The organism is Cellulosimicrobium sp. Marseille-Q8652, from assembly GCF_965112045.1.
In genome coordinates this window covers 1,151,880-1,164,368 of the sequence record NZ_CBCOPS010000002.1, presented here as the reverse complement: position 1 = coordinate 1,164,368, position 12,489 = coordinate 1,151,880, and the positions used below count along the sequence as shown (strand labels likewise).

Sequence of the window (12,489 nt, the reverse complement as noted above, 5' to 3'; positions counted from 1 at the left end):
CGCTCCCGACGCCCCCGACGCCCCGCGGCACGCCTACGAGGCCCTCGGCCTGCGCACCGAGGGGACGCTCATCGAGCGCATGGGCATCGAGCTGGAGGACGTCGCGGCGGACCACGTGTCGGCGCGGATGCCCGTCGCGGGGAACACCCAGCCGGCCGGGCTGCTGCACGGCGGCGCCTCGGTCGTGCTCGCGGAGACGCTCGGGTCGATCGCCGCGCAGCTGCACGCCGGACCGGGTCGGGCGGCGGTGGGCATCGAGGTCAACGCGACCCATCACCGCTCCGCGCGCGAGGGCTGGGTGCACGGGGAGGCGCGCGCGCTCCACCGCGGCCGCACGACGGCGAGCTACGAGATCGTGGTGACCGACGACGCCGGGCGGCGTGTGTGCACGGCGCGGCTCACGTGCATGATCCTCGACCGGTCCTGACCCGCGGGCGCAGCCGTGTCGGGGGCGCGCCCCGACCCAGCCGCCGAGAGGGCTCAGCCGGACAGGCGCTCGTGCTCCGCGGCCCCGGCGCGACTGCGGTACTCGGCCTGGAACTCGCGCAGGTCCACCGGACCGCTCATGCCCTCGGTGCGCGCGCGACGTCGGCGGGCGATGAGGTCCTCGAGGGACCGCGTACCGCGCCGGGCGGGCGCGAGGTCGGCGGCGAGGCGACGCTGGAGCACCGCGGTCTGCACCACGCGGTGACCGGCGACGGGGCCGAAACCGAGCCGGGAGAGGAAGCGCTGCACACCGCGCGAGCCCGGGATCGGCACCGAGTAGACGTGCGACGCACCGGCTGACGCGGCGAGCTCGGCGGTCGCGCTGAGCAGCGCGTGGCCGACGCCGCGGCGTCGGGCGTCCTCGCCGACGTACACCGCCTCAACGTACAGGCTCGGCTCGTCGGCGAAGAGGTGGGGCTCGAGCACCCGGGCGAGGACGAACCCGACGGGACGGCCGTCCTGGAGCGCGACGAGCACGTTGCCCCCGGGCAGGGCGAGGAGCACGGAGAGGTGACGGACGAGCCGGTCCATGTCGGGTGCGCAGATCTGCGCGCCCGACGCCGACTCGGAACGGGCCTCCGCGCACAGCGTGGCGACACCGGGCAGGTCGTCACCGACCGCTGGCCTGACCTCGACTGCTTGGCGCACCGCTCCTCCTCGTTCTCACCGTGGTCCGACGGCACAGGGAGGACGTGGGGCGTGAGAAGGTCCACGTCGCTCCGTACGAGACGACAGCTGCCGATGGCTGCCGACCGAGCACTACGTGGCGACCGCGTTCACCGCCCCGGAAACAACTGGACGCCAGTCCAAGACGATAGCCCTGTTCCCGGGGGTGTGACAAAGGCCCAGATCAGGCACCCCTGACACCGCGGTCACCCGAGAAGGGTCAGGCTCCGCCCACCTGCTCGATGACGGCGTCCGCGACCTCGCGCATCGTGAGGCGGCGGTCCATCGACGTCTTCTGGATCCAGCGGAACGACTCCGGCTCCGACAGGCCCATCTTCGTCATGAGCAGACCCTTCGCCCGGTCGACGCGCTTGCGCGTCTCGAACCGCTCCGCGAGGTCCGCGACCTCGGACTCGAGCGCCGAGATCTGCGAGTAGCGCGAGATGGCGATCTCGACGGCCGGCAGGAGGTCCGCCGGGGTGAACGGCTTCACGACGTACGCCATCGCCCCCGCGTCCCGCGCGCGCTCGACGAGCTCGGCCTGCGAGAACGCGGTGAGCAGCACGACCGGCGCGGCGTGCGCCTTGCCGATCTGCTCCGCCGCCGAGATGCCGTCGAGCTCGGGCATCTTGACGTCCATGACGACGACGTCCGGCTTGAGCTCGAGCGCGAGCCGCACCGCGGTCGCGCCGTCGCCGGCCTCGCCGACGACGTCGAACCCGGCCTCGCGCAGCGTCTCGACGACGTCGAGGCGGATGAGCGCCTCGTCCTCGGCGACGACCGCGGTGCGTGCGGGACGACCCGTCGACGGCGGCGTCGTCTCGACGGGCTGGGGCTCGAGCATGGGGGGCAGGTCGAGCGGCTGCTTGTCCGCGGGCTGCGCTGTCTGGTCACTCACGGTGTTCATCGTAGTGCGCCCGACCCCCTGCCGCCCCCGGGTTCCACCGTGACGCGGTGTGATTCTCGCTCCACCTGCGCCGTGTGGTTCGATGGAGCCGCGCCACCGCCGTCGACGGCGGCGGCGCGAGGCCCCGGTAGCCCAACCGGCAGAGGCGTTCGGCTCAAACCCGATCCAGTGTGGGTTCGAATCCCACCCGGGGCACCTCGGCGCACGTCGCCGGCACCGACGTCACGTCGGTGCCGCGGGCAGCTCGGGCAGCCGCGCACCGAGGAGCCACGCGTCGAGGAGCGGGTCCACCTCCGCGCCCGCCGCGCGCAGCTCCGCCCGCAGGTCGTCCGTGGTCACCGAGCCGTGCCGGTGGACGTCGGTCCAGCGGCGCAGGAGCGCGAAGAAGTCGTCGTCCCCGAGCGTGAGCCGCAGCGCGTGCAGCGTCAGGGCGCCGCGCTTGTACAGCCGGTCGTCGAACATGAGGTCCGGCCCCGGGTCGGCCAGGACGAGGTCCTGCGGCAGCGCGGAGAGCCGGACGTGGGCCCCTCGCGCGTGCGCGTCGGCGCTCTCGCGTCCCGCCGCCTCGGACCAGAGCCACTCGGCGTAGCACGCGAAGCCCTCGTTGAGCCAGATGTCCCGCCAGCGCGCGACCGACACGCTGTTGCCGAACCACTGGTGCGCGAGCTCGTGCGCGACGAGCCGGTCCCAGGTCCCGTCGCCGTCCAGGTGGTTGGCGCCGAAGATCGACAGCCCCTGCGCCTCGAGCGGGATCTCGAGCTCGTCCTCCGTCACGACGATCCGGTAGCCCTCGTCGAACGGGTACGGCCCGAACATCGACTCGAACGCGCTCATCGTCTCGGCGTGCCGGGCGAGGTCGTGACGCACCGCGTCCCGCTGCGCCGCGTGCGCGAGCGCAGTCTGCGCCACGGGGTGCCGGACGACGTCCAGGAGGCCGGGGAGACCGGGACGGCGGCTGACGTCGAGGTCGTCGAACCGTCCCACGACCACGGTCGCGAGGTAGGTGCACATGGGTGCGGTGGGACCGAAGCGCCAGGTCCTGGTCGAGGCCTTGCGCGACACGTCGAGCAGCGGGCCGTTCGCCGCGACGGTGTAGCCCGCGTCGGCGGTCACGGTGATCTCGAACGTCGCCTTGTGCGCGGGCGTGTCGTTGCACGGGAACCACGTAGGGGCGCCGTCGGGCTGGCCCGCGACGAGCGAGCCCTCCGTGAGCTCCTCCCACCCGACGTCGCCCCACGGGCCGATCCACGGCCGGGGACGGCCGCCGTAGACGACCTCGACGCGCAGCGCGGTGCCGCGCACCGCGACCCGTCCCAGCCGGACGGTCAGCCTCCCCCCGGCGTGGCCGAACCGCACGGGCGCGCCGTCGACGCTCACGCGGGTCGCCTTGAGGTGGACGAGGTCGAGCACGACGGCGTCGACGTCGGCGTCCAGGACGACGTCGAGGGTCGCGACGCCGTCGAGACGGTTGGGGCGCACCCGGTACGACAGCCGGAGGCCGTAGCGGTTCACGTGGTGGTCGGACGACCCGCGGTGCGGGGCGTAGGGGTCGGGGCCGTTCAGCGATCGACGGTGGGCCACGGTCCGGCGTCCTCCAGGGTCGGGTCCGCCGCATCGTACGCGACGACGGGTCCGCTCACCGCCCGCTCGTCGGCCCTCACCGCACGGCCGGCGCGGGCAGCTCGCCCGTCCACGGGACGATGGGGTTCCCGTGCCAGAGCGACCCCGGCGGCACGAGCTCGCCGCGCATCACGAGCGACGCGGGGCCGACGCGGGCACCGTCCGCCACGACGGCGGCGGGCAGGACGACCCCGTGCGGGCCGATCGACGCACCGCGCGCGACGCGCACCGTGTCGAGGCTCATCACTCGGTCGTGGAACAGGTGGGTCTGCAGGACGCACCCGCGGCCGACGGTCGCGCCGTCGTCCAGGTGGACCAGGTCCGCCTCGGGGAGCCAGTACGTCTCGCACCACACGCCACGACCGACCCGCGCGCCGAGCGTGCGCAGCCAGGCCGGGAGCAGCGGGGTGCCGTAGACGTGCTCCGCGAACCACGGGGCGGCGACGACCTCGACGAAGGTGTCCTGGAGCTCGTTGCGCCAGACGAACGTGCTCCACAACGGGTGGTCCCCCACCCGGAACCGGCCGACCAGCACCCACTTGACCGCCGAGGTCACGAGCGCGCCCACCGCCCCAGCGGCGAGCAGGACGACCCCGGACAGGAGCGCGGCGACGCCCGCTCCACCGGCGTCGAGGACCGTCAGGAGCACGAGGACCACCGCGACGGCGAGGTACGCCGAGCACACGACCGCCAGCCAGCGCAGCAGCTCGAACGCGCCGCGCGCGACGAGGAGCCGGGCGGGCGGTGAGAACGTCCGGGACTCGTCGGTCTCGCCCTGGGCGACGCGCCGCAGCCGGGTCGGCGGGCTGCCGAGCCACGACGAGCCCGCCTTCGCCTTCGCCGGAGCGGCGGACAGCACGGCGACGAGACCGTTCTTCGGCACCGAGCGTCCGGGCGCGGTGATCCCCGAGTTGCCGAGGAACGCGCGCTTGCCCACGCGCGCCCGGGCGACCCGCACCCAGCCACCGCCGAGCTCGTAGGGCGCGACCATCGTGTCGTCGGCGAGGAACGCCCCGCGCGCGACCTCCATCATCGACGGGAGGCCCACCACGGTCGAGGCCTCGACGTCGCGGCCGACGCGAGCGCCCAGCAGGCGCAGCCACCCGGGGGTGAAGACGCTCGAGTACAGGGGGAACAGCGCCGTGCGCGCCGAGTCCATGAGGCGCTGCGTGACCCACGCCTGCCAGCCCTGGCGGCTGTGGACGGCGTGGTAGCCCTCGCCGAGCCCGAGGGCGAGGAGGCGCACGCACGCGAGCACGAGCAGGGCGTACGTCGCCGCGGCCGCGAGCGCCGCGACGGGTACCCATGCCGCGAGCGGCCCGAGCAGCGCGCCGACGTCCCGGGGGGAGCCGGTCACGGGGACGCCGGCGAGCAGGACGAGGAGCCCCACGGCGACGGCGAGCACGGGGAGCAGGCTCAGACCGAGCCCGCTCAGCCCGTAGGCGACCTCCCACCGGCGCCGGCGCGGAGGACGCTCGTCGGGCCAGGGGTGCTTCACCTCGCTGCGGACGCGCACCGCGGGCGAGCCCGCCCAGTACTCGCGAGCGCCCACGCGTCCGTCGACGCACGACCCGGCGGCCACGTCGGCGCCCTTGCCGACCCGGGCGCCGGGCAGCAGGGTCGAGCGGGCGCCGACCGTCGCACCGGCGCCGACCCGGACCCTGCCGAGGTGGAGCGTGTCGCCGTCGAGCCAGTGGCCGGACAGGTCGACCTCGGGCTCGACCGCGCACCCCTTGCCGAGGGTCAGCATCCCGGTCACGGGCGGCAGCGCGTGCAGCTCGGTGTCACGGCCGACCTGTGCGCCGAGGAGGCGGGCGTACAGCCCGACCAGGGGCGCCCCGGCGACCGTCACGCCGCCGCTCGCCCCGACCAGCCCCTCCGCCGCCCACAGCCGCAGGTGGACGCTGCCGCCGCGCGGGTAGCTGCCCGGGCGCACCCCGCGCAGGAGCACGCGCGCGCCGACCGCGGCGACGAGCAGGCGCCCGGGCGGGCTGACCAGCAGCAGCCACCCCGCGACGACCCACCACCAGGAGACGGGGCGGACGAACGACAGCGACGTCGTGGCGGCGAGCACGTTGCCGAGCGCGGCGACCCAGACCAGCCAGCGGAGGCCGGCGATCGTGCGCAGCGCGAGCACGACGAGCAGCTGGACCGCCTGCGTCCGCCGCCCCACGGGCGCGGCCGGGCTCGTCGGCCGGGCCGTCCGCCCGCCTGGCGCGGCGCCGACCGTGGCCGCGGCACGGGCCACGGCGCCGCGCTCGACGAACGCGGCGAGCTCCCCCAGCGACGGGTTGTCGTAGAGGTCGGCGACCGTGGTGCTCGGCAGGCGCTCGCGCAGCACCGAGACCACCTGGGCCGCCGTGAGGCTCCCGCCGCCCAGCTCGAAGAAGTCGTCGTCCGCGACCTGCGGCGCGGCACCGAGCACCGTCCGCCAGATCCCCGCGACCCACTCCTCGCCGGGAGTGAGCGGCGGGGCGTCGTCCGGCACGCGGGACTCCGCGGCGAGCTGCGCACCCTCCGGCAGCGGCCACGGGAGCGCGTCGCGGTCGACCTTGCCCGACGTCCGGGTCGGGATCTCGTCGACGACCGCGAGCAGGGGGACGAGCGCGGCGGGGAGCGTGTGGCGCAGCGCCTCGACGCTCGCCCGCGCGTCGAGCGGCTCGTCCCGACCCCGGTCCGGCACCAGGTACCCGACGAGCACCTGGTTCCCCGCCTCCGAGCGGCGCACGGCGCTCGCCGCGGCGCTCACGCCGTCGAGCGCGAGCAGCGCGGAGTCGATCTCGCCGAGCTCGATCCGCCGGCCGCCGACCTTCACCTGGTCGTCGGCACGGCCCACGAACAGCAGACCGGCGTCGTCCCGGACCACGAGGTCCCCCGACCGGTACGCGCGGTCCCACCCGAGCCCCGGGTGCGGGGCGTACTTCTCGGCGTCCTTGGCCGGGTCGAGGTAGCGCGCGAGCCCGACGCCGCCGATCACGAGCTCGCCCGTGGCGCCCTGGTCGACCGGTGCGCCGTCGGGCCCGACGACGGCGAGGTCCCAGCCGTCGAGCGGCAGACCGATGCGCACGGGCCCCGGTCCGCCGAGCGGCGCGGCGCAGGCGACGACGGTCGCCTCGGTCGGGCCGTAGGTGTTCCAGACCTCGCGCCCGGGGACGGCGAGCCGGTCGGCGAGCTCCGGCGGGCACGCCTCCCCGCCGAAGACGAGCAGGCGGACCGACCGCAGCGTCTCGGGCGCGAGGAGCCCTGCGAGCGTCGGGACGGTCGAGACGACGGTGATCGCGCGCTCCTCGATCCACGGGCCGAGGTCGACGCCGGTCCGCACGAGCGAGCGCGGGGCGGGCACGAGGCACGCGCCGTGGCGCCACGCGAGCCACATCTCCTCGCACGACGCGTCGAACGCGACGGACAGGCCGGCCAGGACGCGGTCGCCCGGTCCCAGGGGGGCGTCGCGCAGGAAGAGGCGCGCCTCGGCGTCGACGAACGCGGCGGCGCTGCGGTGGGTCACCGCGACGCCCTTGGGCGTCCCCGTCGACCCGGACGTGAAGATGACCCAGGCGTCGTCCCCCGGGCCGGGCCGCTCGCCCGCGCGGGGGTTCGGCGCGACGTCGGGCGGCACGGCGAGGTGCCCGTCGTCCCCCACGACGGCCTGGACGCCCGCTTCGGTGAAGACGAGCTCCGCCCGCTCCGCGGGGTCGTCCTTGTCGACCGGGACGTAGGCCGCTCCCGCGGCGAGGATCGCGAGGACGGACAGGTACAGATCCGCCCGACCGGACGTCGCCCGGACGCCCACGCGGTCCCCCGGCCCCACGCCCTGCTCGACGAGCAGGGCGGCCCGGGTGCGGACCCTGGCGAGGAGCTGCGCGTACGTCAGCGGACGGCCGTCGTCGAGCGCCGGCGCGTCCGGGTGCGCCTCCGCCGTCGCGGCGAGCACGTCCAGGAGCGTCCTCGGAGCGGGCGCGCGGTCGGCCGCGAGGAGGGGGTCGGGCGGGGTGGTGAGGGGCTGCACGCTGCTCCAGGGGTGAGGGACGGTCCTGGGCGAAGGGTAGACGGGGCAGGTGGACGGCGGGCGAACGGACGGTGCCGGTGGACGGTGCCGATCGGGTGCCGGTCGGCGGTGCCGGTGGGCGCTCGCCGGACCGGCACCCGCGTCACCTGACGGAAACTCCCCCGACACACCGCGGTCGTACCGTCGCAGCACGACGTCCGCACAGCACCGCGGCGCAGACCCGCGGTGCCGCGAGAGGGGGGCCATGACGGACAGCCTGCTCGACCTCGTCGACCCCTTCGTCGGCACGGAGGCCACCGCCCTGCCGCCCCCGACGGGCCTCGCGGCGACCTGGTGGGCGCCGAAGCCCCAGGTGGGCAACACCCACCCGGGCGCGTGCCACCCGCTCGGCATGGTGTCCGCGTGCGCCTACTCCGGCGCGTACCCCACCGGGTACGGGCGGTACGACATCAGCACCGAGGGGCGGCCCGTCCCCCTGGTCGACGACCACGTGGCGTCCGGCGTGACGCACTTCCAGCAGTCGGGCACGGGGGCGATCCGCAAGTACTACAACTACCTGCGCGTCACGCCGATGCTCGAGCCCCTCGACGCGCTCGGGCGCACGTGGCGGCTCCACGACGAGGTCGCCTCACCCGGGTCCTACGCGGCGACGCTGGACAGCGGCGTCCGGTGCGAGGTGACGGTGGGCCCCAAGAGCGCGGTGCACCGCTTCACCTTCCCCGAGCACCACGACGCGCGGATCGTCGTCGACCTGTCGCTCGGCGGCCTCGCCATCCCCTACGGCGCCACGGTCCCGCTGCGCGCCCACCTCGGGACCCTCGGGCCGGGGTCCGCCTACGGCGAGATCGTCGTCGAGGGCGCCCCGCTCGCCGCGCACCTCGAGTGCGACGCGCCCCGCTGGCGGCAGATGCTCTGGTACGACCGGCGCCTCATGCCCGGCAGCACGCGCCTGGAGTTCGGTGACATCCGGCCGACGACCCTGCGACCGTTCGGCCTCGTGTGGGCGGGCCCGACGAGCGCGGGCCAGGTCGTCGAGCTGCGCGTCGGCTTCTCGCTGCGCGGGCCGGCGCGGGCCCACGAGAACCTCGTCACGGACTGCGGGCCCGGCCCGACGTCCTTCGCGGAGCGGAGCACGGTCACGGCCGGGGCGTGGCGCGAGCACCTCGGTCGCGTCGAGGTCGACGGCGTCGACGACGACCGCCGGTCGGTCTTCGCGACCGCGCTCTACCACTCGCTCGTCAAACCGTGCCTCGCGCCCGACGAGAGCCCGTTCTGGCCCACCGACGGGCCGTTCGCGTACGACGTCTCCACGATGTGGGACATCTACCGCACGCAGCTCCCGCTGCTCACGACGTTCTTCCCGGAGCGCGCCGTCGAGCTCGCGACCGCGCTCCTGCACATCTGCGAGGAGGAGGGCAACTTCCCCATCGGCTACCGGATGGCGCGCGGCGCGGACCGGTTCTCCCGCCAGGCCAGCGCGCTCGCCCAGACGTTCCTCGCCGACCTGTGCGCGCTCGAGGTGCCGGGCCTGGACTGGGACTGGGCCCTGGTCCACATGCACAACGACCTCCGCCGGACGTACGGGGAGGACTATCTCCTGCACGGCGTCGCCCACCCGATCAGCCACACGCTCGACCTGGCGTTCGGGTACTGGTGCACGGAGCGCGTCGCCCGGCGCGTCGGCGACGTCGCGCTCTCGGACGAGCTCGCCCGGCTCGCCGCCGGGTGGGTCACCGCGTTCGACCCGTCCACGGGCCTGCTGCACGACTCCACGTTCTACGAGGGCGGGCGCTGGAACTACTCGTTCCGCCTCGTGCACGACATGGCCGCACGGATCGCGCTCGCGGGGGGAGACGCCGCGTTCGTCGCGCTGCTCGACCGGTTCTTCGGCTACGGCGCGGAGCCGGTCGTCCAGCCCGGAGAGCGACCGGGGGCCGCGGAGATGGCGGCGGGCTACGCGCTGGACCGGTTCGAGGGGCTCAACAACGAGCCCGACATGGAGGCGCCGTGGGCGTACCACTACGCGGGCCGCCCCGACCGCACCGCCGAGGTCGTGCACGCGGCCGTGCACCAGCGGTTCGGCACCGGCCCCGGCGGACTGCCCGGCAACGACGACTCGGGCGGGCTGAGCTCCTGGTACGTGTGGGCGTCGCTCGGCCTGTTCCCCGTCGCCGGGCAGGCGCTCTTCCTCGTCAACGCGCCCTCCTTCTCCGAGTCCCGGCTGCGCGTCCCGGGCGGCGTCCTCACGGTCGAGACCACCGGGTTCAGCCCGCCGGGACCGTCGACGCCGCCGCAGTACGTCCGCGCCGCCTGGCTCGACGGGCGGCCGCTCCCCCGCACCTGGCTGCCTGCGAGCGCCGTCCGGCGCGGCGGGCGCCTCCTCCTCGAGCTCGGACCGGAGCCGGCCGCGTGGGGCACGGCCCCCGCCGACCGGCCCCCGTCCTTCCCGCCGCCCCACCCGACCACCACCCCACCCTCCCGGGAGACGCCATGAACCGCACCGACGCCACCCGCGACCGCCGACTCGTGATCGTCGTCCGCGCCGACCCCGTGATCTGCGGCCACTCCGGAGAGGCGCGCAACCTCGCGGAGGCCGCGCTCCACCGAGGGTTCACCGACGTCCGGATCGTCACGTGGCCGGTCGACCGGCTGCGCGAGGCCGGGCTGCCGCTCAAGCCGCTCGACACCGTCCTGCCCTACAGCCCGGGCATCACCGTCGAGCGGCCGGAGCCCGTCGGCGACTACAAGGTCCCCGACGGCCGGTACCTCGCCGGGCTCACGGGTCGGCTCGTCGAGCTCTTCACCGACGGCGTCCCGACGGTCTGCCTCTCGCTCTACCTCAGCCCGCACACGACCGCGGTCTCCGACGCGGTGCGCGTCGCGCGCAGCACCGGTCTGCCGGTCGACGTCGCGACCGTCGCGGAGGCCGTCGGCTCGGACGTGACGAACGTCGTGCGCTCGTGCGTCGAGGCCGGGCGGTTCGGCGCCGCCGCGCACGTGCTCGCCGACTACCTGTCCAACGACCTGTGCGTCGCCGTGTCCCGCTACACGCGAGACCTCATCGTCGCGTGCGCCCAGGAGATCGACGACCGGCACGGGACCTTCTTCGCCCCGCAGTGCCGCGAGCGCGTGCGGGTCTCGTACCCGGCGATCGACACGAGCGCGTACACGGAGCTCGACCCGGCGACGACGGCCGCTGTCCTCGCGCGACGAGGGCTCCACGCGGACGGCTACGTGCTGTTCCTCTCGCGGCTCGCCGCCGCGAAGGGCGTCGACGACCTGATCGAGGGGTTCGCGCGCTCCGGTGCGGCCGCGACGCACCGGCTCGTCGTCGCGGGCCGTGGCCCGCAGGAGGCGGAGCTGCGCGCGCAGGCCGCCGCGAGCACGGTCGCCGACCGCATCACGTTCCTGGACGACGTCGACGACGCCGAGAAGCCGCACCTCATGGCGGCGAGCGCCGCGTTCGTGCTCCCGAGCAAGCCGCGGCCCGAGTTCGTCGAGACCTTCGGCATCGCCCTCGCCGAGTCGATGCTCGCCGGCGGGGGCCCGGTCGTGACGACGGACACCGGAGGCATCGGCGAGGCCGTCGGTGACCACGCGACGATCGTCCCGGTCGCCGACCCGGCGGCGATCGCCCGCGCCCTCGACGAGATCCTGGCGGCCGACCCGGCGGCGCGCGAGCGCGCGCGAGAGGCCGCGCGCGCCCACGCGCTGCAGTTCGACCGCGCCGCCGTCCTCGACGGCATGCTCCGGGCGCTCGCCCTCAGCCCGGACGCGCCGGCGTGGCTCACGCCGTGGGAACCGGCCGCCGTGTGACGTCCAGGGCGTACCGGTCCACGAGCCCGCGGAACGCCGCGGCGGCGGTCCCTCGCGCCCCCGCACGGTCCCCTGCGGCACCGTCCGCCGCCCCGCGGTCCGCACGCGTTCCGACCGCCGTCCGGGCGCGCTCGAACTCGTCCTCGACGAACCCCAGGAGGATGCCGGGGGCCGGTCCCGCCCCGGCCTCTCGCGTGACCGCCTTGCGCGCCACGAGGTCGGTCGCAGCGCGGACGACGGCGCCGGGCGCGTCCGACTCCTCGAGGAGCGCGAGCAGGTCGATCGGCGGCGCGACCGCGCCGTCGTGCACGCGCAGCCACCGCAGGGCCGCAGCGGGACGCAGGACGTAGAAGAACGTCTTCAACCGCGGCCCGGTCGCGGCGACCTGCACGCCGCCGTGGCCGGTCCCGTGCCGTCGCCCCTGGGCGAGCGCGACGTGCAGGTAGTGCCGTCGCAGGGCGTCACGCTCCACGACCTGCTCCGCGAGCCGCAGCATCTCGGTACGGAATCCGTCGTCCCCGCGATAGACGATCGGCGACCGCAGCCACTCGGTCACGGTCGCGTTCCCGCGCACCATGAGGCGCACGGCCTTGAGCAGGTCCCAGCCGTCGACGTCGAGCACGGCGTCGAGCGGCGTCTCGACGACGTCGCGCGGCGGCCAGGGGTCGAGGTAGTCCGCGCGCGACCGCACGTACAGGAACCGGCAGTCGTCGTCGGAGTCCGGCGACGGGAAGCCCCAGGCCCGGCTCCCGCTCTCCACGGCGAGCGGGATCGCGACCCGCTCGTCCCGCACCACGGCGTCGAGCCGCGCGTCGACCCGACGCACGACCTCGGGGTCCAGGGAGTCGGGCACGGCGCGCATCCCGAGAGGGTAGGGGCGTCGCCGGGTCGCTGTCGCTCCGTTTCCGTCCAGCTCGACCGCTCACGCCGCCATCTCGAGAGTGCGGGACGACGACGCCCGGGTGGGTGCGCCGTGCGGCGCGCCCAC

Annotated in this window: 8 protein-coding genes and 1 tRNA gene; 4 read left to right on the top strand and 5 right to left on the bottom strand. The window is 75.4% G+C overall.

All coding sequences use genetic code 11. The features are described from left to right. Window positions 1-79 precede the first annotated feature (79 nt). Window positions 80-427, top strand: a complete 348-nt coding sequence (locus ACWPWV_RS15035) for a PaaI family thioesterase (RefSeq protein WP_454044556.1) — start codon at window positions 80-82, stop codon at window positions 425-427. A 53-nt stretch (window positions 428-480) separates the two neighbouring features. On the opposite strand, the gene ACWPWV_RS15030 is transcribed toward ACWPWV_RS15035, so the two are convergent. Both ACWPWV_RS15030 and ACWPWV_RS15025 read right to left on the bottom strand, forming a co-directional pair. Beyond that, entirely contained in the window at window positions 481-1,134 is a 654-nt protein-coding gene (locus tag ACWPWV_RS15030; RefSeq protein WP_454043754.1) for an N-acetyltransferase family protein, read from the bottom strand. 238 nt (window positions 1,135-1,372) lie between these two features. Then, the gene (locus ACWPWV_RS15025) at window positions 1,373-1,996 is read right to left on the bottom strand and encodes an ANTAR domain-containing response regulator (protein ID WP_454044555.1); all 624 of its coding nucleotides are present in this window, start codon (window positions 1,994-1,996) and stop codon (window positions 1,373-1,375) included. 184 nt (window positions 1,997-2,180) lie between these two features. On the opposite strand from ACWPWV_RS15025, the gene ACWPWV_RS15020 reads away from it, so the two are divergent. After that, a tRNA-Leu gene (locus tag ACWPWV_RS15020) sits at window positions 2,181-2,254 on the top strand. A gap of 27 nt (window positions 2,255-2,281) precedes the next feature. On the opposite strand, the gene ACWPWV_RS15015 is transcribed toward ACWPWV_RS15020, so the two are convergent. Next, a complete protein-coding gene (locus ACWPWV_RS15015; protein WP_454043753.1) occupies window positions 2,282-3,640 on the bottom strand; it encodes a M1 family metallopeptidase in 1,359 nt (452 codons plus the stop codon). Between the two features lie 76 nt (window positions 3,641-3,716). After that, a complete protein-coding gene (locus tag ACWPWV_RS15010) occupies window positions 3,717-7,685 on the bottom strand; it encodes a Pls/PosA family non-ribosomal peptide synthetase (RefSeq protein ID WP_454043752.1) in 3,969 nt (1,322 codons plus the stop codon). Between the two features lie 244 nt (window positions 7,686-7,929). Between ACWPWV_RS15010 and ACWPWV_RS15005 the strand changes: the two genes are divergently transcribed. Then, the gene (locus ACWPWV_RS15005; RefSeq protein ID WP_454043751.1) at window positions 7,930-10,179 is read left to right on the top strand and encodes a glycoside hydrolase domain-containing protein; all 2,250 of its coding nucleotides are present in this window, start codon (window positions 7,930-7,932) and stop codon (window positions 10,177-10,179) included. Beyond that, window positions 10,176-11,501 carry a glycosyltransferase gene (locus ACWPWV_RS15000; RefSeq protein ID WP_454043750.1) on the top strand — a complete coding sequence of 442 codons (1,326 nt, stop codon included), beginning with the start codon at window positions 10,176-10,178 and terminating at the stop codon, window positions 11,499-11,501. Before ACWPWV_RS15005 ends, ACWPWV_RS15000 begins: the two co-directional genes overlap by 4 nt. Here the strand turns inward: ACWPWV_RS15000 and ACWPWV_RS14995 are convergent. Further along, window positions 11,473-12,363, bottom strand: a complete 891-nt coding sequence (locus ACWPWV_RS14995; protein WP_454043749.1) for a nucleotidyltransferase domain-containing protein — start codon at window positions 12,361-12,363, stop codon at window positions 11,473-11,475. The genes ACWPWV_RS15000 and ACWPWV_RS14995 overlap by 29 nt on opposite strands. Window positions 12,364-12,489: the final 126 nt, after the last annotated feature.